At 72.0% G+C, this 22,805-nt stretch carries 20 protein-coding genes; 3 read left to right on the top strand and 17 right to left on the bottom strand.

Translation table 11 applies throughout. The features are described from left to right. Nucleotides 1-182: 182 nt before the first annotated feature. Nucleotides 183-1,445: a histidine--tRNA ligase gene (hisS, locus tag ACZ4W9_RS15840; RefSeq protein WP_467935933.1), complete on the bottom strand. Its 1,263-nt coding sequence runs from the start codon at nucleotides 1,443-1,445 to the stop codon at nucleotides 183-185. 13 nt (nucleotides 1,446-1,458) lie between these two features. Next, nucleotides 1,459-2,166 (bottom strand): MBL fold metallo-hydrolase, encoded by a 708-nt coding sequence (locus tag ACZ4W9_RS15835; protein WP_467935931.1) that lies wholly within the window; start codon nucleotides 2,164-2,166, stop codon nucleotides 1,459-1,461. Between the two features lie 168 nt (nucleotides 2,167-2,334). Between ACZ4W9_RS15835 and ACZ4W9_RS15830 the strand changes: the two genes are divergently transcribed. Further along, nucleotides 2,335-3,159 carry a peptidylprolyl isomerase gene (locus ACZ4W9_RS15830; RefSeq protein WP_467935958.1) on the top strand — a complete coding sequence of 275 codons (825 nt, stop codon included), beginning with the start codon at nucleotides 2,335-2,337 and terminating at the stop codon, nucleotides 3,157-3,159. A 191-nt stretch (nucleotides 3,160-3,350) separates the two neighbouring features. Beyond that, nucleotides 3,351-4,580 (top strand): DUF349 domain-containing protein, encoded by a 1,230-nt coding sequence (locus ACZ4W9_RS15825; protein WP_467935929.1) that lies wholly within the window; start codon nucleotides 3,351-3,353, stop codon nucleotides 4,578-4,580. An 86-nt stretch (nucleotides 4,581-4,666) separates the two neighbouring features. Here ACZ4W9_RS15825 and relA read toward each other — a convergent pair whose 3' ends face one another. The 15 genes from relA to pgsA form a co-directional block, all read right to left on the bottom strand. Next, nucleotides 4,667-7,204, bottom strand: a complete 2,538-nt coding sequence (gene relA / locus ACZ4W9_RS15820; RefSeq protein ID WP_467935927.1) for a GTP pyrophosphokinase — start codon at nucleotides 7,202-7,204, stop codon at nucleotides 4,667-4,669. A 314-nt stretch (nucleotides 7,205-7,518) separates the two neighbouring features. Further along, a complete protein-coding gene (locus ACZ4W9_RS15815) occupies nucleotides 7,519-8,058 on the bottom strand; it encodes an adenine phosphoribosyltransferase (protein WP_467935925.1) in 540 nt (179 codons plus the stop codon). Further along, entirely contained in the window at nucleotides 8,055-9,164 is a 1,110-nt protein-coding gene (gene secF, locus ACZ4W9_RS15810) for a protein translocase subunit SecF (RefSeq protein WP_467935923.1), read from the bottom strand. The genes ACZ4W9_RS15815 and secF overlap by 4 nt, the downstream gene beginning before the upstream one ends. A 3-nt stretch (nucleotides 9,165-9,167) precedes the next feature. Then, entirely contained in the window at nucleotides 9,168-10,955 is a 1,788-nt protein-coding gene (secD, locus tag ACZ4W9_RS15805) for a protein translocase subunit SecD (RefSeq protein WP_467935922.1), read from the bottom strand. A 142-nt stretch (nucleotides 10,956-11,097) separates the two neighbouring features. Next, entirely contained in the window at nucleotides 11,098-11,574 is a 477-nt protein-coding gene (yajC, locus tag ACZ4W9_RS15800) for a preprotein translocase subunit YajC (protein WP_318204548.1), read from the bottom strand. Between the two features lie 177 nt (nucleotides 11,575-11,751). Further along, nucleotides 11,752-12,822, bottom strand: coding sequence for a Holliday junction branch migration DNA helicase RuvB (gene ruvB, locus ACZ4W9_RS15795; RefSeq protein ID WP_467935919.1), 1,071 nt, complete (start codon nucleotides 12,820-12,822; stop codon nucleotides 11,752-11,754). 28 nt (nucleotides 12,823-12,850) lie between these two features. After that, nucleotides 12,851-13,456 (bottom strand): Holliday junction branch migration protein RuvA, encoded by a 606-nt coding sequence (gene ruvA / locus ACZ4W9_RS15790; RefSeq protein WP_467935917.1) that lies wholly within the window; start codon nucleotides 13,454-13,456, stop codon nucleotides 12,851-12,853. Next, nucleotides 13,453-13,992: a crossover junction endodeoxyribonuclease RuvC gene (ruvC, locus tag ACZ4W9_RS15785; RefSeq protein WP_467935916.1), complete on the bottom strand. Its 540-nt coding sequence runs from the start codon at nucleotides 13,990-13,992 to the stop codon at nucleotides 13,453-13,455. Before ruvC ends, ruvA begins: the two co-directional genes overlap by 4 nt. A 122-nt stretch (nucleotides 13,993-14,114) precedes the next feature. Continuing rightward, nucleotides 14,115-14,867: a YebC/PmpR family DNA-binding transcriptional regulator gene (locus ACZ4W9_RS15780; RefSeq protein WP_318204544.1), complete on the bottom strand. Its 753-nt coding sequence runs from the start codon at nucleotides 14,865-14,867 to the stop codon at nucleotides 14,115-14,117. 75 nt (nucleotides 14,868-14,942) lie between these two features. Further along, the gene (pdxT, locus tag ACZ4W9_RS15775; RefSeq protein ID WP_467935913.1) at nucleotides 14,943-15,548 is read right to left on the bottom strand and encodes a pyridoxal 5'-phosphate synthase glutaminase subunit PdxT; all 606 of its coding nucleotides are present in this window, start codon (nucleotides 15,546-15,548) and stop codon (nucleotides 14,943-14,945) included. Between the two features lie 22 nt (nucleotides 15,549-15,570). Then, a complete protein-coding gene (gene pdxS / locus ACZ4W9_RS15770) occupies nucleotides 15,571-16,476 on the bottom strand; it encodes a pyridoxal 5'-phosphate synthase lyase subunit PdxS (protein WP_467935911.1) in 906 nt (301 codons plus the stop codon). A gap of 115 nt (nucleotides 16,477-16,591) precedes the next feature. Further along, nucleotides 16,592-17,134, bottom strand: coding sequence for a LemA family protein (locus ACZ4W9_RS15765; RefSeq protein ID WP_467935910.1), 543 nt, complete (start codon nucleotides 17,132-17,134; stop codon nucleotides 16,592-16,594). 267 nt (nucleotides 17,135-17,401) lie between these two features. After that, a complete protein-coding gene (locus ACZ4W9_RS15760) occupies nucleotides 17,402-18,565 on the bottom strand; it encodes a glycosyltransferase family 4 protein (RefSeq protein WP_467935908.1) in 1,164 nt (387 codons plus the stop codon). Then, the gene (locus ACZ4W9_RS15755; protein WP_467935907.1) at nucleotides 18,562-19,470 is read right to left on the bottom strand and encodes a phosphatidylinositol mannoside acyltransferase; all 909 of its coding nucleotides are present in this window, start codon (nucleotides 19,468-19,470) and stop codon (nucleotides 18,562-18,564) included. Before ACZ4W9_RS15755 ends, ACZ4W9_RS15760 begins: the two co-directional genes overlap by 4 nt. Continuing rightward, a complete protein-coding gene (gene pgsA / locus ACZ4W9_RS15750) occupies nucleotides 19,467-20,132 on the bottom strand; it encodes a phosphatidylinositol phosphate synthase (protein ID WP_358693036.1) in 666 nt (221 codons plus the stop codon). Before pgsA ends, ACZ4W9_RS15755 begins: the two co-directional genes overlap by 4 nt. Before the next feature lie 307 nt (nucleotides 20,133-20,439). Here pgsA and ACZ4W9_RS15745 point away from each other — a divergent pair, with 307 nt between their 5' ends. Further along, nucleotides 20,440-22,641 carry an elongation factor G-like protein EF-G2 gene (locus tag ACZ4W9_RS15745; RefSeq protein WP_467935905.1) on the top strand — a complete coding sequence of 734 codons (2,202 nt, stop codon included), beginning with the start codon at nucleotides 20,440-20,442 and terminating at the stop codon, nucleotides 22,639-22,641. The last annotated feature ends 164 nt before the right edge of the window (nucleotides 22,642-22,805 follow it).

Here is a 22,805-nt window from a genome sequence, read left to right as displayed (position 1 = left end):
CGGACCTTCTTCGGGCACGGGTCATTGTGCCGCACGCGCCTGTGTCCGCACCGTTCGATGCGCATAAGGATGTGCGTACGACCGGTGCCCCCCGCCCGGTACGGCCGGCCTGCCGCGTCCCGCCGCGGCAAGGGCGCCGGACGCCCCTCGGAGGAGCGTCCGGCGCCCACGCGCGCGTGCGGCTAGCCGAGCCGCGACTCCAGTTCCGCCACGATCTCGTTGACGCCGATCGCGGTCTGCTCGCCGGACTCCATGTCCTTGAGCTGGACGAGGCCCTCGGCGAGGTCGCGCTCGCCGGCGACGACCGCGTAGCGGGCGCCGGAGCGGTTGGCGTTCTTCATCGCGCCCTTCAGCCCCTTGCCGCCGTAGGCGAAGTCGGCCGCGATGCCCACCTTGCGCAACTCGGTGACCTTGGCGAACAGCACCCGGCGGGCCTCCTCGCCGAGCGGGACGGCGTACACGGACGTCGAGGACGGCAGGTCCAGGGCGACGCCCTCGGCCTGGAGCGCGAGGACCGTGCGGTCCACGCCCAGGGCCCAGCCGACGGACGGCAGCGCGGGGCCGCCGATCATCTCCGACAGGCCGTCGTAGCGGCCGCCGCCGCCCACCGCGGACTGCGAGCCCAGGCCGTCGTGCACGAACTCGAAGGTGGTGCGGGTGTAGTAGTCCAGGCCGCGGACCAGCCTGGGGTCGTCCTCGAAGGAGACGCCCGCGGCGGTGATCAGCTGCCGGACCTCCTCGTGGTACGCCTTGCACGCGTCGCACAGGTAGTCCCGCAGCAGCGGGGCGCCGGTGAGCTGCTTCTGCACCGACTCGCGCTTGTCGTCCAGGACCCGCAGCGGGTTGATGTCGATGCGGCGGCGGGTGTCCTCGTCCAGGTCCAGGCCGCGCAGGAAGTCCTGGAGCGCGGTCCGGTACACCGGGCGGCACTCCTTGTCGCCCAGGCTGTTGAGCAGGATGCGGAAGTTCCTGAGGCCCAGCGAGCGGTACGCCTGGTCGGCCAGGATGATCAGCTCGGCGTCCAGCGCCGGGTCCTCCGCGCCGATCGCCTCGGCGCCCACCTGGGAGAAGTGGCGGTAACGGCCCTTCTGGGGACGCTCGTAGCGGTAGTACGAGCCGGAGTACCAGAGCTTGACCGGGAGGTTGCCCGTCTTGTGCAGGTTGGCCTCCAGGGCCGCCCGCAGCACGGACGCGGTGCCCTCGGGGCGCAGGGCGAGCCGGTCGCCGCCCTTGGTCTCGAAGGCGTACATCTCCTTGGTCACGATGTCGGTGGACTCGCCGACCCCGCGCGCGAACAGCTCGACGTTCTCGAAGCCGGGGGTCTCGATGTAGCCGTAGCCGGAGTTGCGCAGCGGGGCGGCGATGGCCTCGCGGACCGCCAGGTACGCGGCCGAGTCCGGCGGGATCAGGTCGTAGGTGCCCTTGGGGGCCTGAAAAGTGCTCACGAAAGGTCTCTCGTCACATTCCTCGTCGGGGAGCGTCCACGCTTCCCGGACCGGCGGCCACCTGCCGCAGATAGGGGTTGGCGGCGCGTTCCCGGCCGATGGTCGTCTGGGGGCCGTGGCCGGACAGCACCACGGTGGAGTCGTCGAGCGGCAGGCACACCCGGGCCAGCGACTCGAGCATGTCCGCCATGGATCCGCCCGGCAGGTCGGTGCGTCCGATGGAGCCGGCGAACAGCAGATCCCCGGAGAAGAACACCGACGGGATGTCGGCGGCCTCGGGCATCCGGAAGGTCACCGACCCCTTGGTATGGCCCGGCGCGTGCGCGACGGAGAGCGTGAGGCCGGCCAGCTCCAGCGTCGTGCCGTCCGCCAGCTCCCTGACGTCGTCCGGCTCCCCCACGGTCAGCTCGCCCATCAGCGGCATGCCGATGGACCGGCCGAGCGCCTTCTCCGGGTCGCTCATCATGTACCGGTCCTCGGGGTGGATCCAGGCCGGTACCTCGTGCGCGCCGCAGACGGGGACGACCGAGGCCACGTGGTCGATGTGGCCGTGGGTGAGGACGACGGCGACGGGCTTGAGCCGATGCTTGCGCAGTGCTTCCGCGACGCCTTCGGCGGCCTGATGGCCGGGGTCGATGATCACGCACTCCTCACCGGCGGCGGGGGCGACGAGGTAACAGTTCGTCCCCCAGGCCCCGGCGGGGAACCCGGCAATGAGCACGATCGTCCTTCGTTGTGTGTGTTACAGGCGGCTTTCGCTGCTCCCAGAGCCTACCGGCGCTGCCTTTTCCTCAGCGAACCCATATACGGTACGGGGCTACACGCAGCGGTCGGAGCACGAGGACGCACGCGTACCGCCCGACACACGACACGCATGAGGAGAAACCCGGTGGTCAGCCAGGAGCAGCGGCGGCGTCAGCTCGCCCGGGAGAAGTTCTTGCGGCAGCAGCAGCGGCGCACCGAGGCGCGGCGCAAGGCCCGCCTGCGCAACTCCGTGATCGCGTCGGTACTGGGCGTGGTCGTCATCGGCAGTGTCGCCCTGTACACGACCGGGGTGCTGAAGGACGACGACGGCAAGAAGACGAACGCGAGCGCGGAGGTCACCCCGAGCGCCTCGCCGGCCAGCAAGGCACCGGACCCCTGCGAGAAGCCGGCGGCCGGCTCGGTGAAGAAGCTGAGCTGGAAGAAGGAGCCGGCGATGAGCATCGACACGTCGGCGAAGTACACCCTGAAGCTGTCGACGACGTGCGGGGACATCGGCGTCGCGCTGAAGACGTCGGCGGCGCCGCACACGGTGAACTCGTTCGACTTCCTGGCGGGCAAGGGGTACTTCGACCACACCAAGTGCCACCGGCTGACCAGCCAGGGCATCTACGTCCTGCAGTGCGGCGACCCGCAGGGCACCGGCGCGGGCGGCCCGGGCTACACGCTCCCGGACGAGAACCTCAAGGACAAGAGCCTGAAGAACAACACCTACCCGGCGGGCACGGTGGCCATGGCCAACACCGGGCAGGCGCACACCGGCGGCAGCCAGTTCTTCCTCGTCTACAAGGACAGCCAGCTGCCGCCCAGCTACACCCCGTTCGGCACGGTCGACGCGGCCGGCATGAAGGTGCTGAACAAGATCGCGGCGGCCGGTGAGAACACGGGCGCCGGCGACGGCGCGCCGAACGCGACGGTCGTGATCGACAAGGCCGCGGTCGTCAAGTCCTGACGCCCGCGCCCGGACCCCGCCGGCCCCCTTCCGCTGCCCGGACCCGAAGGTCAACAGGGCGGGCAGCGGAATTTCGGTCGTGCTGGATGCGGACAGGCCACCCGCTGGTCGCCTATGTTGGCCGTGACGAAACTGTGGACGATGCCCGGGGGTGCTGAGGCCCCCCGCAGGCATCATGTGGAGGAGGCGCTGTGAGCAGCGACCCGTGGGGCCGCGTCGACGAGACGGGGACCGTGTACGTGCGTACGGCCGACGGCGAGAAGGTCGTCGGTTCCTGGCAGGCCGGCTCCCCCGACGAGGCGCTGGCCTACTTCGAGCGCAAGTACGAGGGCCTGGTGGTCGAGATCGGCCTCCTCGAAAAGCGGGTGCGGACCACCGACCTGTCGGCGAAGGACGCCCAGGCCGCCATCGGCCACCTGCGCGAGCAGGTGGACGCGCACCACGCGGTCGGCGACCTGGACGCGCTGCGGAAGCGGCTGGACAAGCTCGTGGCGACCGTCGAGGCACGCCGCGAGGAGCGCAAGGCACAGCGGGCCCGGCAGTCCGACGAGGCCCGCAAGGCCAAGGAGGACCTGGTCGCCGAGGCCGAGCAGCTCGCGCAGTCCGACCAGTGGCGGTCCGCCGGGGAGCGGCTGCGGTCGCTGGTGGACACCTGGAAGGGGCTGCCGCGGCTGGACCGCAAGTCCGACGACGAGCTGTGGCACCGCTTCTCGCACGCCCGGTCGGCGTTCTCCAAGCGCCGCAAGGCGCACTTCGCGCAGCTGGACGCGCAGCGCGAGGAGGCCCGCCGGGTCAAGGAGCGGCTGGTCGCCGAGGCGGAGGCGCTGTCCGGCTCGACGGACTGGGGTCCGACGGCCGCCCGGTACCGGGAGCTGATGGCGGACTGGAAGGCCGCGGGCCGCGCCCAGCGCGAGCACGAGGACGAGCTCTGGAACCGCTTCCGCGGCGCCCAGGACGTGTTCTTCGCCGCCCGCAGCTCGGTGTTCGCCGAGCGGGACGCCGAGCAGTCGGAGAACCTGAAGCTGAAGGAGGAGCTGGCCGAGGAGGCCGAGAAGCTCCTGCCGATCGCCGACCTGAAGGCCGCGCGGGCCGCCTTCCGCTCGATCAACGAGCGCTGGGAGGCCATCGGTCACGTCCCGCGCGACGCCCGGCCCAAGGTCGAGGGCCGGATGCACGCCGTCGAGCGGGCGCTCCAGGAGGCCGAGGAGGCCGAGTGGCGCCGGACCAACCCGGAGGCACGCGCGCGTGCCGAGGGTCTGACCGGTCAGCTCCAGGCCGCCGTGGACAAGCTGCGGGCGCAGATCGACCAGGCGCGTGCCCAGGGCAACAACGCCAAGGCCGACAAGCTGGAGAGGGAGCTGGAGGGCCGCCAGGCGCTGCTGGACCAGGCTCTCAAGGGCCTGCACGAGTTCGGCGGCTGAATCCCTCGCCGCCCCGCTGAAAGGGCCCCGTACGCGCGTACGGGGCCCTTCTCGCCGTCCGGCGCCCGGACCGGGGCGGCGTGCGGCTACGAGCGGCTGCGGCCCGAGGTCACGCGGTACACGTCGTAGACGCCCTCCACGCCCCGGACGGCCTTCAGGACGTGGCCCAGGTGCTTGGGGTCGCCCATCTCGAAGGTGAACCGGGAGGTGGCCACCCGGTCCCGGGAGGTCTGCACGGCCGCCGACAGGATGTTGACGTGCTGGTCGGACAGGACCCGGGTGACGTCCGACAGCAGCCGGGAGCGGTCCAGAGCCTCCACCTGTATGGCGACCAGGAAGACCGAGGACTGGGTCGGCGCCCACTCGACGTCGAGGATGCGCTCCGGCTCCCGGGACAGCGAGTCGACGTTGACGCAGTCGCTGCGGTGCACCGATACGCCGCTGCCGCGGGTGACGAAGCCGATGATCGGGTCGCCCGGCACCGGCGTACAGCAGCGGGCCAGCTTGACCCACACGTCCTCGACGCCCTTGACGACGACGCCCGGGTCGGCGCTGGAGCGCCGCTTGCGTCCGCGCCCGCGGGACGGCGGGACCGACTCGTCGATCTCCTCGGTGGCGGCCTCCTCGCCGCCGAGGGCCTGGACGAGCTTCTGCACGATGTTCTGCGCGGAGACGTGGCCCTCGCCGATCGCCGCGTACAGCGCGGAGATGTCCGAGTAGCGCATCTCGTGCGCGAGCGTGACCAGCGAGTCGCCGGTGAGGATGCGCTGGATCGGCAGGTTCTGCTTGCGCATGGCCCGCACGATGGCGTCCTTGCCCTGCTCGATCGCCTCGTCGCGGCGCTCCTTGGAGAACCAGGCGCGGATCTTGTTGCGCGCCCGCGGCGACTTGACGAAGCCGAGCCAGTCCCGGGACGGTCCGGCGCCGGCCGCCTTCGAGGTGAAGACCTCGACCAGGTCGCCGTTGTCCAGGGTGGACTCCAGCGGCACGAGACGCCCGTTGACCCGCGCCCCTATGGTGCGGTGGCCGACCTCGGTGTGCACGGCGTAGGCGAAGTCCACCGGGGTGGCGCCGGCCGGCAGCGCGATGACATCGCCCTTGGGGGTGAAGACGAAGACCTCGTTGCGGGACAGGTCGAAGCGCAGGGACTCCAGGAACTCGCCGGGGTCCTCGGTCTCCTTCTGCCAGTCCAGCAGCTGCCGCAGCCACGCCATGTCGTTGATGGCGTCCTTGTCCTTCGCCGACGTCTTCGGCGCGTCGGTGCGGACCTTGGAGGCGCCGGCGACGGCCTCCTGCTTGTACTTCCAGTGCGCGGCGATGCCGTACTCGGCGCGGCGGTGCATGTCGAACGTGCGGATCTGGAGTTCGACCGGCTTGCCGTTGGGGCCGATGACCGTCGTGTGCAGCGACTGGTACATGTTGAACTTGGGCATCGCGATGTAGTCCTTGAACCGGCCGGGGACCGGATTCCATCGCGCGTGCACCGTGCCGAGGGCGGCGTAGCAGTCGCGGACCGTGTCGACGAGGACGCGGATGCCCACCAGGTCGTAGATCTCGGCGAAGTCGCGGCCCCGCACGATCATCTTCTGGTAGACGCTGTAGTAGTGCTTCGGGCGGCCGGTGACGGTGGCCTTGATCCGGGCGGCGCGCAGGTCGGACTGGACCTCGTCGGTCACTATGGCCAGGTACTCGTCACGCTTCGGCGCCCGCTCGGCCACCAGCCGTACGATCTCGTCGTACATCTTGGGGTAGAGGATCGCGAACGCGAGGTCCTCCAGCTCCCACTTGATGGTGTTCATGCCGAGGCGGTGGGCGAGCGGGGCGTAGATCTCCAGCGTCTCGCGCGCCTTCTTCTCCTGCTTCTCGCGCTTGAGGTAGCGCATGGTGCGCATGTTGTGCAGCCGGTCGGCGAGCTTGATGACCAGGACCCTCGGGTCCTTCGCCATGGCCACGACCATCTTGCGCACGGTCTCGGCCTGCGCGGCCTCGCCGAACTTGACCTTGTCGAGCTTGGTCACGCCGTCGACGAGCAGGGCGACGACGTCGCCGAAGTCGCGGCGCAGGTCGTCGAGGCCGTACTCGGTGTCCTCGACGGTGTCGTGCAGCAGCCCGGCCATCAGGGTGGCCGGGTCCATGCCCAGCTCGGCGAGGATGGTGGTGACGGCGAGCGGGTGCGTGATGTACGGGTCGCCGCTCTTGCGCTTCTGGCCGCGGTGCCAGCGCTCGGCGACCTGGTAGGCGCGCTCGATCTGGCGCAGCGTGGAGTTCTCGATCTTGGGGTCGTTGCTGCGCACTATCCGCAGCAGCGGCTCCAGGACCGGGTTGTAGGGGTTCGCGCGCTGCACACCGAGGCGGGCGAGGCGGGCCCGGACCCGGTTGGAGGAGCCGCTGCGGGTGGGCGGCGTGGCCGGCTGGCGCACCACCGGGGGCTGTGCCGGGCGCTCGGCCGGGGCCTGCTTGGGGCGCGCGGACTCGGCGCTCTTCTCCACCGGGGCGGAGTGGGCGTGCTCGACGGCCCCGCGGGTGTCGTTCTTCACCTGCGACGTGCTCGGCGCGGGCTTCGCCGCGGCGGCCGAGGCGGGCTCGGGCTTGGCGGCGGTCAGTGGCTGGGCCTCGTCTGGCAAGAGGGCTCCTCGTGCGCGATCCGGGTCCCCCGGTCAGGCTCCGGACACCCCATGGTAGCCATCCTGCGCCCGGTCATCGCCTTCAGGCGGCTGTGAGGACCGTGTACCCCTGCAACGCGGGAGGCTGCCGGAGGATTCCGGGCGGCCGGTCGCCAGGCGCCCGCGAGGTCGCCGACGGTGGGCGGGCGCACCGCGGCGGACCTGGGGAAACGCCCGCGCAAGGGGTGCGCGGCGCAGCACCGGCGCCCGGTGGGACGCGACACGGCCGCACCCGGCACCGCGTGCCGGGTGCGGCCGTGTCGCCGCGAGCGCGCTCAGACCTGGAGCAGTGCCTCCAGCGGGGCCCCGTCCAGCGCGGTCTCCAGCCGGGCCCGGCCGCCGAGGAAGCCCAGCTCCATCAGCACCGCGAGAGCGGACACCTCGGCGCCGGCGCGCTGGATCAGATGGATCGCCGCCTCCGCCGTACCGCCCGTGGCCAGGACGTCGTCCACGATCAGCACGCGGTCGCCGGCACTCAGGTCCTCGGCGTGCACCTCGATCTCCGCCGAGCCGTACTCCAGGTCGTAGGCCTGGCGCAGGGTGGCTCCGGGCAGCTTGCCCGCCTTGCGGACCGGGATGAAGCCCAGGCCGGCGCGGACGGCGACCGGGGCGCCGAGGATGAAGCCCCGGGCCTCCAGGCCGACGATCTTGGTCGCGCCGGTGTCGGTGGCGATCCGGGCCAGCGCGTCGGTGAGCGCGGTGAAGGCCGCCGGGTCGGCCAGCAGCGGGGTGATGTCCTTGAACATCACGCCTGGTTCCGGGTAGTCGGCCACATCGCGGATGCGGCTCAGCAGCAGTTCCTGGATGTCGGTCATCGGCGCTTCCCCGAGGTGCGGCCGCGGCCCCGGCCACGGGGCGCGGGCTGGTTGCGCGGGCCCACGACGGCGGGGGCACCGTCGTCGGCGGCGTCGTCGTCGGCGGCGCGGAACTCGGCGCGGTCCTCCTCCGTGGCGGCCTGGGCGCGCTTGGCCAGGACCCGCTTGGTGAGGGCCTTCATCGCCGGCTCGCGCTCCTTGAGGTCGGCGACGAGCGGGGTGGCGATGAAGATCGACGAGTAGGCACCGGCCGCGAGACCCACGAACAGCGACAGGGAGATGTCGTTGAGCGTGCCCGCGCCGAGGAAGCCGCCGCCGATGAAGAGCAGACCGGCGACCGGCAGCAGCGCGACGACCGTGGTGTTGATGGAGCGGACCAGGGTGCCGTTGATCGACCGGTTGGCGACCTCGCTGTAGGTGAACCGGGTCTGCTTGGTGAGGTCCTTCGTCTGCTCCTTGAGGCTGTCGAAGACGACGACCGTGTCGTAGAGCGAGTAACCGAGGATGGTCAGCAGACCGATGACCGTGCCGGGCGTGACCTCGAAGCCGACCAGGGCGTAGATACCGGTCGTGATGGTGATGTCGTGGATCAGCGCGACCAGCGCGGCGACGGCCATGCGCCACTCGAAGGCGATCGCCAGGTAGATCACCACGAGGACCATGAAGATCGCCAGGCCCTCCCAGGCCTTGTTGGCGATCTGCTCGCCCCAGCTCGGGCCGACCAGGTCGGCGGCCAGCTTCTCGGGGTCGAGCTTGAGGTCCTTGGCCAGCTCCTGCTTGATCCGGTCGGACTGGTCGGTGTCGATGCCGGCGATCTGGATGCGCAGGCTGCCGTTGCCCAGCTTCTGCACGATGGCCTGGTGGCCGGAGGCCTCGTTGGCGTACTCCTCCGCCTGGGCCACCGAGGCGCTCATCTTGGTGGGCGTCGTGAAGACGGCGCCGCCCTCGAACTCGATGCCCATGTTCAGGCCGCGCACCGCCAGGCCGACGATGGCCGTGATGGTGATCAGGATCGAGACGCCGTACCAGATCATCCGCTTGCCGACGAAGTCGTAGGCGATCTCGCCGCGGTGCAGTCGAGCGCCGATGTTGCCGAGTTTCGACATCGCTCACGCCTCCTTCGGGTCGACGGGACCGGCGGCGGGGCCGGCGGGACGGCGGGTACGGCGCAGCGGGGGCTTGGCGCCCAGGCTCTTCGGGTCGAGACCGGACCACTTGTGGCCGTCCGCGAAGAACGGGCGGCGGGCGAGGAGCGTCATCAGCGGCTTGGTGAAGAGGAAGACGACGACCACGTCGAGCAGGGTGGTCAGGCCCAGCGTGAAGGCGAAGCCCTGCACCTTGCCGACGGTGACGATGAACAGCACGGCGGCGGCCAGGAACGACACGAAGTCGGAGACCAGGATGGTGCGCCGGGCGCGCGGCCAGGCCCGCTCCACGGCGGGGCGCAGCGTGCGGCCCTCGCGGATCTCGTCCCTTATGCGCTCGAAGTACACGATGAAGGAGTCCGCGGTGATACCGATGGCGACGATGGCACCGCAGACGGCCGGCAGGTTCAGCGCGAAGCCGATGGCCGGGCCGAGCAGCGCCATGATCACGTAGGTGAGGATCGCGGAGACCACCAGCGAGGCCATGGCCACGAGGGACAGGCCGCGGTAGTACACCACCAGGTAGATCACGACCAGGGCGAGGCCGATGGCGCCCGCGAGCAGACCGGCGTGCAGCTGCTCGCCGCCGAGCGCGGCGGTGACGGTGGTGACGGACTGCTCCTGGAAGGACAGCGGCAGCGCGCCGTACGACAGCATGTTGGCGAGGCCCTGCGCCTCCTCCTGCTTGAAGCTGCCGGAGATCTCCGCCTGGCCGCCGGTGATGGACTGCCGCACGTACGGGCTGGAGACGACCTCGCCGTCCAGGACGATGCCGAACTCGTTCTGCGGCTGCGTCTTCTGGGCCAGCTCGCCGGTGATGTCGGCGAACTTCTTGGCCCCGCCGGAGGTGAAGGTCATCTGGACCTGCCAGCCGGAGGCGCCCTGGGTGTCGTAGACGGCCTGCGCCTTCTTCACCTCGGTGCCGTCCACGGCGGCGGGGCCGAGCAGGTACTTGTACCAGGCGCCGTCGATCTCGCCGCAGGCCACGGTGGGCTGGCCGGGCTTGATGTTCTTGCCGGCCTTGGCCCGGTCGGTGGGCTTGGAGCAGTCCAGCGCCGCGTACTGGGCCTGGAGCGCGGCGTCGGAGCCGCTGCCGGCCGGGGCCGACGGCGTGGCGGACGGCTTGGCGCTGCCGGAGGCGGAGCCGCTCGGCGAGGGGGTGGGGGCCTTCTTCAGGGCGTCGGTGACGGCGCGGCCCTGGGAGGTCGCCGAGGCCGAGGGGGAGGTGGAGCCGCCGGTCGAGGACGCCTTCTCCTTCGAGGAGGCGGACGCGGACGGGCTGCCGCCCGGCTTCGGGGAGGAGCTGCCGCCGGTCGACGCGCTCGGCGACGGGTTCTTCGCCGCGGGACCGCTGGGCTCGCTGGCCAGGACCGGCCGGAAGTACAGCTTGGCGGTGGTGCCTACCTGCTCCTGGGCCTCCTTGGAGTTGGTGCCCTTGGGGATGTTGACGATGATGTTGTCGTTCCCCTGGGTCTGCACCTCCGCCTCGGAGACGCCCAGGCCGTTGACCCGGCGGTTCATGATGTCGACCGCGGTGTCCATGTTGGCCTTGTTGATCGCGGACCCCTGGTCGGCCTTCGCCTTGAGCGTGATGCTCGTACCGCCGGCGAGGTCGATGCCGAGACGCGGGGTGGTGTGCCCGGAGGCGAACATCCCCCCGGCGAGCGCCACGATGGCGATCAGGATGAGGGCCAGCGAGCGCCCTGGCTTGCTCGGGGCGCTCGCGCTTCGGCCCCTCTTAGGTGCTGCCACCTTCTCGTACTCCCTCTCGGGCCGCCCCGCGCCCGGTCGGCGCGGTCGGCCATGACATGGTGTCGGGCTCCCGTGCGGAAACAGACGCGCCCGGGGTGCGCGGGGCGCCCATCATGCCGCCGCCGCGCGTCCCGGGGTGCGGCTACTTCGCGTCGGAGTCGCCGTCGGTCTTCTTCGGCTGGTCGTCCGCCCCGGCCTCGGCGGCGTCCTTCTTACCGAGGTCGATCTTGTCGTCCGAGGCGGCGGCAGCGTCGGCGGATCCGTCGGTCTCGTCGGTCTCGGTGAGGGAGGAGGCGTCGTCCGGGACGAGGCCGGTGTCGGACTTCAGATCGTGCTCGACGCCGTGGACGATGCGGTTGTACTCGTCGTCGGTGAGGACGGCGCCGATCGAGTTCTTGGCGAAGAGGAGGTCGACGCCCGGCCCGGCGTCGAGGAGGACCGTGTCCTCGTTGACCTCCTTGACCGTCGCGTACATCCCCCCGATCGTGCGGACTCCGGAGCCGGGCTGCATGTGGTTCCGCATGTCGGCGGCCTGCTGCTGCTTCTTCTTGGCCGAACGCGTCATCAGGAACATGGCCGCGATGAGCACGATGAACGGGAGAAGGGTATAGGCATTCACGGGACGGAATTTCCTTCGCGCGACCGCGCGGGTGAGCGGCCTGTTGGATGGGGGTGTGGTCGGCGCCGCCCGCAAGGGCGGCATCGGCGGAGTCTAAGCGAGTCCGCTCTCATGGAACAACGCTCAGCATGGCACCTGGGTTCCGGCCGGGCCATCGTCCTCGCCGCCCGGCCGCCGTCACGCCCCGAACAGGTCCTGTTGTCCGTTTCCCGCGGCCGGCGCCTGCGGCGGGGTCAGCCCGAGGTGCGCCCAGGCGGCGGGGGTGGCGACCCGGCCGCGCGGGGTACGGGCGAGCAGGCCCTCGCGCACCAGGAACGGCTCGGCGACCTCCTCCACGGTCTCCCGCTCCTCCCCCACCGCGACGGCGAGGGTGGACAGGCCCACCGGTCCGCCGCCGAACAGCTTCAGCAGGGCCTCAAGGACAGCGCGGTCCAGCCGGTCCAGGCCGCGCGCGTCGACCTCGTAGACGGCGAGCGCGGCGGCGGCGATCTCCCGGGTGATCAGCCCGTCGGCCTTGACCTGCGCGTAGTCGCGGACGCGGCGCAGCAGGCGGTTGGCGATACGGGGCGTGCCCCGGGAGCGGCCGGCGATCTCGGCGGCGCCGTCCGGCTCGATGCCCACGTCCAGCAGGCTCGCCGAGCGGTGCACCACGCGCTCCAGCTCCTGCGGGGAGTAGAACTCCATGTGCGCGGTGAAGCCGAAGCGGTCGCGCAGCGGCGGCGGCAGCAGGCCCGCGCGCGTGGTGGCGCCGACCAGGGTGAACGGCGGCAGCTCCAGCGGGATGGCGGTGGCGCCGGGGCCCTTGCCGACGATGACGTCGACGCGGAAGTCCTCCATCGCCATGTACAGCATCTCCTCGGCGGGCCGGGACATGCGGTGGATCTCGTCGAGGAAGAGCACCTCGCCCTCCTGGAGCGAGGACAGGATGGAGGCGAGGTCCCCGGCGTGCTGGATGGCGGGGCCGGAGGTGATCCGGATGGGGGCGCCCATCTCCGCCGCGATGATCATCGACAGGGTGGTCTTGCCGAGGCCGGGCGCCCCGGAGAGCAGCACGTGGTCGGCGGTGGCGCCGCGTGCGCGGGCGGCGCGCAGCACCAGGTCCAGCTGTTCGCGGACCTTGTGCTGGCCGATGAACTCGCCGAGGTCCTTGGGGCGCAGGGCGGCCTCGACGGCCTGGTCCTCCCGATCGGCCGACGCACCGACGAGCCGCTCCTCGGCGGGGGTACCGGTGGTGTCGTCCCAGTTCACGAAGTTCTCCTAGCGGGGTGGCGGGAGGTCAGCGGGCGCGGTTCAGGGTCTGCAGGGCGGCCTTCAGCAACTGCCCCACCTGCGGGGTGCCGTCCGCCGCCTCGGCCTGGGGCGCGACGGCGGTCACCGCCTCGTCGGCCTCCCGGGTGGCGTAGCCGAGCCCGATTAGGGCCGCGTGCAGCTGGTCGCGCCAGCCCTGGGTGACGGGCGCGCCGACGGCCGGGGCGCCGACGGGCTCGCCGAGCCGGTCCTTCAGCTCCAGCAGCAGCTTCTGGGCGCCCTTCTTGCCGATGCCGGGGACGGCGGTGAGGGCCTTCTCGTCTCCGGTGGCGACCGCGCGGCGCAGCGCGTCCGGGGTGTGCACGGCCAGCATGGCCTGGGCGAGGCGCGGGCCGACGCCGTTCGCGGTCTGCAGCAGCTCGAAGACCTGGCGTTCGTCGTCGTCCGCGAAGCCGTACAGGGTGAGCGAGTCCTCGCGCACGACGAGGGAGGTGTGCAGCCGGGCGGGCCGGCCGATGCGCAGCGTCGACAGGGTGTTCGGGGTGCACTGGACGGCCATGCCGACGCCCCCGACCTCGACGACCGCGGTGTCGGGGGCGAGCGCGGCGACCGTGCCGCTGACGAAGGCGATCATGCCGTGGGGCCTTTCGTTGCGTGGACTGCGTGCCGGGCGACGGCCTGCTGGAGCCGGCTTTGGGCGGGGGCCCGCCAGATGTGGCAGATGGCGAGCGCGAGGGCGTCGGCGGCGTCGGCGGGCTTGGGGGGCGCGGCCAGTCGCAGCAGCCGGGTGACCATGGCGCCCACCTGGGCCTTCTCGGCGCGTCCGGAGCCGGTGACGGCGGCCTTGACCTCGCTCGGGGTGTGCAGGGCGACGGGGATGCCGCGCCGGGCGGCGCACAGCATGGCGACGGCGCTGGCCTGGGCGGTGCCCATGACGGTGCGCACGTTGTGCTGGCTGAAGACGCGTTCGACGGCGACGAACTCGGGCCGGTGCTCCTCCAGCCATTCCTCGATGCCGCGCTCCACGGCGAGCAGCCGGTGGCTGAGGTCGGCGTCGGCCGGGGTGCGCACGACCCCGACGCCGAGCATGGTCAGCGGGCGGCCCGCCACGCCTTCGACGACGCCGATCCCGCACCGGGTCAGGCCGGGGTCCACCCCCAGAACGCGCACGCCCGCCTCCCTTCGTCACCCGTTCGCATGTTCGTGCAGGCTATCGGGTGGCACCGACAGCGCCGTACAACGCGACGGGCCGACGGGGTGTGTCCCGTCGGCCCGGTCGTCAGCCGTACGCGTTACGCGTCGACCTTCTCCATGATCTCGTCGCTCACGTCGAAGTTGGCGAAGACGTTCTGCACGTCGTCGCTGTCCTCCAGCGCGTCGATGAGCTTGAAGATCTTCTTGGCGCCCTCCTCGTCCAGCTCGACCTGCATGGTCGGGACGAAGTTGGCCTCGGCGGAGTCGTAGTCGATGCCGGCGTCCTGCAGGGCGCTGCGCACGGCGACCAGGTCGGTGGCCTCGCTGATGACCTCGAAGGTCTCGCCGAGGTCGTTGACCTCTTCGGCACCGGCGTCCAGGACGGCGCCGAGGACGTCGTCCTCGGTCAGCTCGCCCTTGGGGACGATGACGACGCCCTTGCGGTTGAACAGGTACGACACCGAACCCGGGTCGGCCATGGAGCCGCCGTTGCGGGTCATGGCGACACGGACCTCGGAGGCGGCGCGGTTGCGGTTGTCGGTGAGGCACTCGATGAGCACCGCGACACCGTTCGGGCCGTAACCCTCGTACATGATCGTCTCGTAGTCGGCGCCGCCGGCCTCCAGGCCCGCGCCGCGCTTGACCGCGGAGTCGATGTTCTTGTTGGGGACCGACGACTTCTTCGCCTTCTGGATGGCGTCGTACAGCGTCGGGTTGCCCTCGGGGTCCGCGCCGCCCATGCGCGCCGCGACCTCGATGTTCTTGATCAGCTTCGCGAAGAGCTTGCCGCGCTTGGCATCGATCACGGCCTTCTTGTGCTTCGTCGTGGCCCATTTAGAGTGGCCGGACATCTGCCTGTCTCCTTCGCGTAACCCATCCTGTACGAACGCCCCTCGGTCGAAAGGCCGGGGGGACCCCCGGAGATCCTACAAGGACTCCGCCGCCCCGGTGGCGCGCACCATGTCGACGAACAGCGCGTGCACGCGGTGGTCGCCGGTCAGCTCCGGGTGGAAGGAGGTGGCGAGCGCGTTGCCCTGGCGGACGGCGACGACGTGGCCGTCGTGTTCGGCGAGCACCTCGGCGCCGGCTCCCACGGACTCCACCCAGGGAGCGCGGATGAAGACGCCCTCCACGGAATCGCCCGGGACGCCCTTGACGTCGACCGCGGCCTCGAACGACTCGTTCTGCCGGCCGAAGGCGTTGCGGCGCACGATCATGTCGATGCCGCCGATGGTCTCCTGGCCCGAGCGCGGGTCGAGGATCTTGTCGGCGAGCAGGATCATGCCCGCGCAGGTGCCGTAGACGGGCATGCCGTCGCGTACGCGTGCGCGCAGGGGCTCCATCACGCCGAAGAGGACGGCCAGCTTGGAGATGGTGGTGGACTCGCCGCCGGGCAGGACGAGGCCGTCGACCCCGGCGAGTTCCTCGGGGCGCCGCACCGGCCTGGCCACGGCGTCGGCCGCGGCCAGGGCGATGAGGTGCTCCCGTACGTCGCCCTGGAGGGCCAGGACGCCTATGACAGGAGTGTTCATGAGTGTCTTCTGAGGAGAGGGGTTACCAGCCGCGGTTCGCGTAGCGCTCGGTCTCGGGGAGGGTGTCGCAGTTGATGCCGACCATGGCCTCGCCGAGGTTGCGGGACGCGTCCGCGATGATCTTCGGGTCGTCGTAGAAGGTGGTGGCCTTCACGATGGCGGCGGCGCGCTTGGCCGGGTCGCCGGACTTGAAGATGCCGGAGCCGACGAACACGCCCTCGGCGCCGAGCTGGCGCATCAGGGCCGCGTCGGCCGGGGTGGCCACGCCGCCGGCGGAGAACAGCACCACCGGGAGCTTGCCCAGCTCGGCGACCTCCTTCACCAGCTCGTACGGGGCGCGCAGGTCCTTGGCGGCGGCATACAGCTCGTGGTTGTCCAGGCCGCGCAGGCGGGCGATGTCGCCCTTGATCTGGCGCAGGTGGCGGACGGCCTCGACGACGTTGCCGGTGCCGGCCTCGCCCTTGGAGCGGATCATCGCGGCGCCCTCGGCGATGCGGCGCAGGGCCTCGCCCAGGTTGGTGGCACCGCACACGAACGGGGTGGTGAAGGACCACTTGTCGGAGTGGTTGACCTCGTCGGCCGGGGTGAGCACCTCGGACTCGTCGATGTAGTCCACGCCGAGGGACTGCAGCACCTGGGCCTCGACGAAGTGGCCGATGCGGGACTTGGCCATCACCGGGATGGAGACCGCGTCGATGATGCCCTCGATCATGTCCGGGTCGGACATGCGGGCCACGCCGCCGTCCTTGCGGATGTCGGCCGGGACTCGCTCGAGGGCCATGACGGCGACGGCGCCCGCGTCCTCGGCGATCTTCGCCTGCTCCGGCGTGACGACGTCCATGATCACGCCGCCCTTGAGCTGCTCGGCCATGCCGCGCTTCACACGGGCGGTGCCGGTCTCGGGAGCCTGGTTGTCGGTGGTGGACACGGGTGACCTCGCTGAAGTGAAAGAGGGTTTCTGCACCTCCGAGGAAACGGGAACGGACCAGGCCACAGCAAGGGCCAATGGCAAGCCGGTGGATCCTTTTCGTTTCACCCGTGTTTCAGGAGACCCGCTCGACGAGGGCCGCGGGCGGCTCGTCGTCCATCTCGAAGGCCAGCGGGAACGGGGCGTGGCCGGCCAGCCGGAACCAGCGGACCTTGCGGTGTTCGCGGAGCCTGCGGGCGGCTCCCACGGCGTCGTTGTGGAAGCGGCGGGCCATCGGCACCCTGCGGACGGCCTCGGCCAGCTCACGGGCCGCCGCGTCGCCACCGGGGGCCTCGCGCACGGCCTCCACCTGGGCCGCGTCCCCGAAGACCGCCCGCAGCGCCTGGCTCAGCTCGCTCTCGGCGACCTCCCGCTGCTCCTCCTCGGCCTGCCGGGCCGCGTGCGCGGCCTCGTAGAGCACGATCGAGGCGGCGGGGTCCAGCACGCCGGAGGTCGCCAGTTCCTGGGCCACCGAGGCGCGCCGCAGCAGCTGGGCGTCGAGCGCGGCCCGGGCGGCGTCCATCCGCACGTGCAGCCGGTCCAGCCGCCCGGCCGTCCAGCCGAGGTACACGCCGACGGCGACGAGCGCGACGAGGATCCAGATGAGGGTTGCGGTCACGCCCGAAGGCTATCGGCCGCCCCGCGGCCCCCTTCAAGCCGCCGGGGCGCGGAGCGGCGCCGGGGACGCCGCGCTCCGTGCCGGGGCCGGCCGGCACCCGCCGAGCCCGCCACCGCGCCCCGGGCCGTTCCCGCGTCCACCGGGCCCGGCACCGCGTCGCCTGCGCCCGGATCCCGCGGGCCCCGGTCCGAGTCGCCCCGCATCGCCCGGCCGGGCCCGGGCCGGGCGGCTGGAGGCGGTCTCCCGTTGACCCGGGCGGGAAGCCCGTCAGTCCCGGGCCAGGCCGAAGCGGGCCCGCAGGCCCGTCGTGCGGTCGTCCGTGGCGACGGCCGCCGCGCCCGCCGTCACCGTCTCGTAGACGGACAGGATGTCCGCGCCGACCGTCGACCAGTCGAAGCGCCGCACATGGGCGCTGCCCCGCTCGCGCAGCTCGGCCAGGCGGGCCGGGTCGCCGAGCAGGCGTACGGCGGCCCCGGCCAGCGCGTCGGCGTCCTCGTTGGCGAACACCTCGCCGGCCTCGCCCTGGTCGAGGACCTGCACGAACGCGTCCAGGTCGGAGGCGAGCACGGGCACGCCCGCCGACAGCGCCTCGACCAGGACGATGCCGAAGCTCTCCCCGCCGGTGTTGGGCGCCACGTACAGGTCGACGCTGCGCAGCAGCCGGGCCTTGTCCTGGTCGCTGATCATGCCGAGGAACTCCACGCGCGAGCGCAGTTCCCCGGGCAGTCCGGCGACGGCGGCCTCCTCGTCGCCCCGGCCGGCCACCAGCAGCCGGGTCTCCGGGCGGGCCGCCAGGATGGCGGGCAGCGCCCGCATCAGGACGGGCAGCCCCTTGCGCGGCTCGTCGATGCGGCCGATGAACCCGATGGTGCCGCCCTGCCACTCGGGTCTGGGCTCGGCCTTCGCGAAGAAGTCCACGTCGACGCCGTTGGGGATGACCACCGCGTCCCCGCCGAGGTGCTCGACCAGCGTGCGCCGGGCGTACTCGCTGACCGCGATCCGGGCGCTGATCTTCTCCAGCGCGGCCTGGAGGATCGCGTAGGCGGCGATCATCGCCCGCGAGCGCGGGTTGGAGGTGTGGAAGGTGGCCACGATCGGGCCGGACGCCGCCCAGCAGGTCAGCAGGCCCAGCGAGGGCGAGGTCGGCTCGTGGATGTGCACCACGTCGAAGGCGCCCTCGTGCAGCCAGCGCCGTACCCGCGCGGCCGACAGGAAGCCGAAGTTCAGCCGGGCCACCGAGCCGTTGTACGGCACCGGCACCGCACGCCCGGCCGAGACGACGTACGGCGGCAGCGGGGTGTCGTCGTCGGCCGGGGCCAGGACGGAGACGTCGTGGCCGAGCCGCAGGAAGTACTCGGCGAGGTCGCGGATGTGGAACTGGACGCCACCGGGCACGTCCCAGGAGTACGGGCAGACGATCCCGATTCTCACGAGGGTCCCTTCGCGGGGTCGAGGTCGGCGAGCCACAGGCGCTGGAGCATGTGCCAGTCCTCCGGATGCTCCGCGATCCCGGTGGCGAAGGCGTCGGCCAGCGCCTGTGTCATGACAGACGTCTTCTCCGCGCGCGTACCTGACCCGGGTACCTCTATCGGGGGATGGACCCGGCCCTTCATGACGGGCGACTCGTCGTACCAGAGGGTGACGGGCAGCAGCAGCGCGCCGGTCTGCTGGGCGAGCAGGGCCGGGCCGGCGGGCATGCGGGCCGGCTCCCCGAAGAAGTCGACCTCGACGCCCGAGGCGGACAGGTCGCGGTCGGCGACCAGGCAGACCAGCCCGCCGTCGCGCAGCCGCCGGGCCAGGGTGCCGAAGGCGGCGCCGCCGCTGTGCGGCAGCACCTCCATGCCGAGGCCCTCGCGGTAGGCCACGAAACGGTCGTAGAGCGACTCCGGCCTCAGCCGCTCGGCGACCGTCGTGAACGGCGTCTGAAGCCTGGTGGTGACCCACGCCCCGGCCAGGTCCCAGTTGGCCAGGTGCGGCAGGGCGAGGACCACGCCCCGGCCGGAGGCCAGCCCCTCGGTCAGATGGTGCAGGTCCCGCGCTTCGAAGCCGGCCTTCACCCGCTCGGCGCTCCAGGCCGGCAGCCGGAACGACTCCATCCAGTACCGCAGGTACGAGCGCATGCCCGCACGGGACAGCTCCGCCAGCCGCTCGGGGGACGCGCCGGGCACCACGCGCGCGTAGTTCGCCTCCAGCCGCCGTACGCCCTTGCCGCGCCGCTTCCAGGCCGCGTCGGCGATGGACCGGCCCAGGCGCGCGGCGACCGGCTCGGGGAGCTTCTTCACGGTGCTCCAGCCGAGGCCGTACAGCCCGTCGGCGAACCGGTCGGCGGCACTCACCGCGCGGCCCCGCCGGCCTGCTGCCCGGCCGCCGCCTCGGCCTCCGCGGACTCGCGGCGGACGGTGACCACCCGCTGGATCAGGGTGACGAGGCTGCCCGCCGCGACGATCCACAGCGCGATCGGCAGCAGCCACTGGATGCCCGGCACGCCGAACTTGTGCAGGCCCGCGAAACCGGCCGCGACCAGCGAGATCACCAGCCGCTCGGCGCGCTCGACGAGCCCGTTGACGGCGACCGGCAGCCCGATCGACTCGCCGCGCGCCTTGGTGTACGACACCACTTGGCCGCTGGCCAGGCAGAAGATCGACACCGCGCACAGCACGTTGTCGTCGCCCCGGCCCGCGTACCACAGGGCGAACCCGCCGAAGATCGCGCCGTCCGCCACCCGGTCCAGGGTGGAGTCCAGGAACGCGCCCCAGCGGCTGGAGCGGCCCAGCTGACGGGCCATGTTGCCGTCGACCAGGTCGGAGAAGACGAACAGGGTGATCACGACCGTGCCCCAGAAGAACTCGCCCCTGGGGTAGAAGACCAGAGCCCCCGCGACCACCCCGGCGGTGCCGAGGAGCGTCACCGTGTCGGGGCTCACCCCCCGCCGGATGAGAAACGCGGCGAACGGTGTGAGGACACGCGTGAAAAATGCACGCGCGTACTTGTTCAGCATGGCCTTCCCGACGGTCGGTGACGCCGCGGCCCCTGCTGGCCGCCGGCTGGCCCATCGTAGCCACGCGCACGCGTGGCCGACGGGCGGGCACCCGCGGCCGGTGCCCGGAAGCGGCGCGCACGGCGCCCCACGAGGCGGTCGTGACGGAAACGGACACCGGCGCGCACTCTACGTAGCCCTTCGTATGGACGCGACGTGACCGGAGTGGAAAGCTCGAATGACCGCGGGCGTCGCCGGAGCCGCCAGAGCACGCGGATCCCGCGTGTCCGCGCCCACAGTGACCTCACCGTGCACGGGAGGCAGGATCATGGGCGACAAGGCACAGACACACCACCCCGGGGCCGCCGGCAGGGCTCTCACGGCCGACCGGCCCGCCTCCGTACGGAACGTGGTGCTGGTCGGCCACTCCGGCTCGGGCAAGACGACCCTGGTGGAGGCCCTCGCACTGACCGCGGGGGCGGTGAACCGGGCGGGCCGCGTGGAGGACGGCGGCACCGTCTCCGACTACGACGACATCGAGCACCGCCAGCAGCGCTCGGTCCAGCTCTCCCTGGTGCCCGTCGAGTGGGACGGCATCAAGGTCAACCTGCTGGACACCCCCGGGTACGCCGACTTCGTCGGGGAGCTGCGGGCCGGGCTGCGGGCCGCGGACGCGGCCCTCTTCGTCGTCTCGGCCTCGGACGGGGTCGACGGCGCCACCCGGACGGTGTGGGAGGAGTGCGCGGCCGTCGGCATGCCCCGCGCGATCGTGATCACCCACCTGGAGGCCGCCCGCGCGGACTTCGAGGAGACGACCCGGACCTGCGCGGAGGCCTTCGGCGGCGACGATCCCGACGCCGTCCTGCCGCTGTACCTGCCGTTGCGCGGCCCCGAGGGCCCCGACGGGCACACGCCGGTGACCGGGCTGGCCGGGCTGCTGTCGCGGAAGCTGTTCGACTACTCCTCCGGGGAGCGCAAGGAGTCCGAGCCCGGCGAGGACCAGCTGCCCGGCATCGAGGAGGCCCGCAACCGGCTCATCGAGGGAATCATCGCCGAGAGCGAGGACGAGACCCTCATGGACCGCTACCTGGGCGGCGAACAGGTCGACGTCAAAACCCTGGTCCAGGACCTGGAGCGGGCGGTGGCGCGCGGGTCCTTCTTCCCCGTGCTGGCCGCCGCCCCCGCCGCCGGGGGCGCCCGGCAGGGGCTCGGCACGGTGGAGCTGCTGGAGCTGGTCACCGGCGGCTTCCCCACCCCCTTCGAGCACCCGCTGCCCGGCGTCACCACCCTCGACGGCCGCCCGCGCGAGCTGGAGCCGTGCGACACCGAGGGCCCGCTGGTCGCCGAGGTCGTCAAGACCTCCTCCGACCCCTACGTGGGCCGCGTCTCCCTCGTCCGGGTCTTCTCCGGCACCCTGCGCCCGGACCGGCCGGTGCACGTCTCCGGGCACGGCCTCGCCGACCGCGGCCACGAGGACCACGACGTGGACGAGAAGGTCGGCGCCCTGTCCATGCCCTTCGGCAAGCAGCAGCGCCCGGTCACCCACGCCGTCGCCGGCGACCTCGTGTGCGTGGCCAAGCTGAGCCGCGCCGAGACCGGCGACACCCTCTCCGCCAAGGACGACCCGCTCCTGATGGAGCCGTGGCGGATGCCCGACCCGCTGCTGCCGGTCGCCATCCGGGCGCACAGCAAGGCCGACGAGGACAAGCTCTCCCAGGGCCTGGCCCGGCTGGTCGCCGAGGACCCGACGATGCGCCTGGAACAGAACCAGGACACCCACCAGGTGGTCCTGTGGTGCCTGGGCGAGGCGCACGCCGACGTCGCCCTGGAACGGCTGCGCAGCCGCTACGGCGTCCAGGTCGACGTCGTCCCGCACAAGGTGTCCCTCCGCGAGACGTTCGCCACCAGGGCGGCCGGGCGGGGCCGGCACGTCAAGCAGTCCGGCGGGCACGGCCAGTACGCCATCTGCGAGATCGAGGTGGAGCCGCTGCCGGGCGGCTCGGGCATCGAGTTCGTGGACAAGGTGGTCGGCGGCGCGGTGCCCCGGCAGTTCATCCCGTCCGTCGAGAAGGGCGTCCGCGCGCAGGCCGCCAAGGGCGTCGCCGCCGGCTACCCCCTGGTGGACGTGCGGGTCACGCTGCTGGACGGCAAGGCCCACTCGGTGGACTCCTCCGACGCCGCCTTCCAGACGGCCGGCGCGCTCGCCCTCCGTGAAGCCGCCGCCGAAGCGAGGATCCATCTGCTGGAGCCCGTCGCCGAGGTCACCGTGCTCGTCGGCGACGCGTACGTGGGCGCCGTGATGAGCGACCTCTCCGGCCGCCGCGGCCGGCTGCTCGGCACCGAACAGGTGGGCACGGGACGGACCCTGATCCGCGCCGAGGTACCCGAGTTCGAGATCGGCCGCTACGCCGTCGACCTGCGCTCCCTCTCGCACGGCACGGCCCGCTTCGACCGCGCTTACGCCCGGCACGAGCCGATGCCGCCACAGATCGCCGCACGCCTGCGCGAACAGGCCGGGGACGAGGGGTAGCACGGAAGCACCGGACCGGCGCACGGGCGGGCGGCTTCGGCCGTCCGCCCCCGGCCGTCGGTGCCGGCCGATACGCTGATCACCTGATGACGTCGTGGGGGGGGGGGGGGGGGGGGGGGGAGAAGAAACGGAGAGAAAAGAAGGAGGAGAGGGGGAAGGGGGAG

The organism is Streptomyces sp. NPDC029296 (genome assembly GCF_055569255.1).
Note: the sequence above shows the minus strand (reverse complement) of the source record. Positions and strands in the feature narration are given on the sequence as shown.

Coding starts and splice junctions, on each gene's coding strand:
- ACZ4W9_RS15815 (WP_467935925.1), bottom strand. CDS start 8,058: ATGACCGACATCCAGGAACTGCTGCTGAGCCGCATCCGCGATGTGGCC.
- pdxT (WP_467935913.1), bottom strand. CDS start 15,548: ATGAACACTCCTGTCATAGGCGTCCTGGCCCTCCAGGGCGACGTACGG.
- ACZ4W9_RS15780 (WP_318204544.1), bottom strand. CDS start 14,867: ATGTCCGGCCACTCTAAATGGGCCACGACGAAGCACAAGAAGGCCGTG.
- ACZ4W9_RS15745 (WP_467935905.1), top strand. CDS start 20,440: ATGGGCGACAAGGCACAGACACACCACCCCGGGGCCGCCGGCAGGGCT.
- pgsA (WP_358693036.1), bottom strand. CDS start 20,132: ATGCTGAACAAGTACGCGCGTGCATTTTTCACGCGTGTCCTCACACCG.
- secF (WP_467935923.1), bottom strand. CDS start 9,164: ATGTCGAAACTCGGCAACATCGGCGCTCGACTGCACCGCGGCGAGATC.
- ruvA (WP_467935917.1), bottom strand. CDS start 13,456: ATGATCGCCTTCGTCAGCGGCACGGTCGCCGCGCTCGCCCCCGACACC.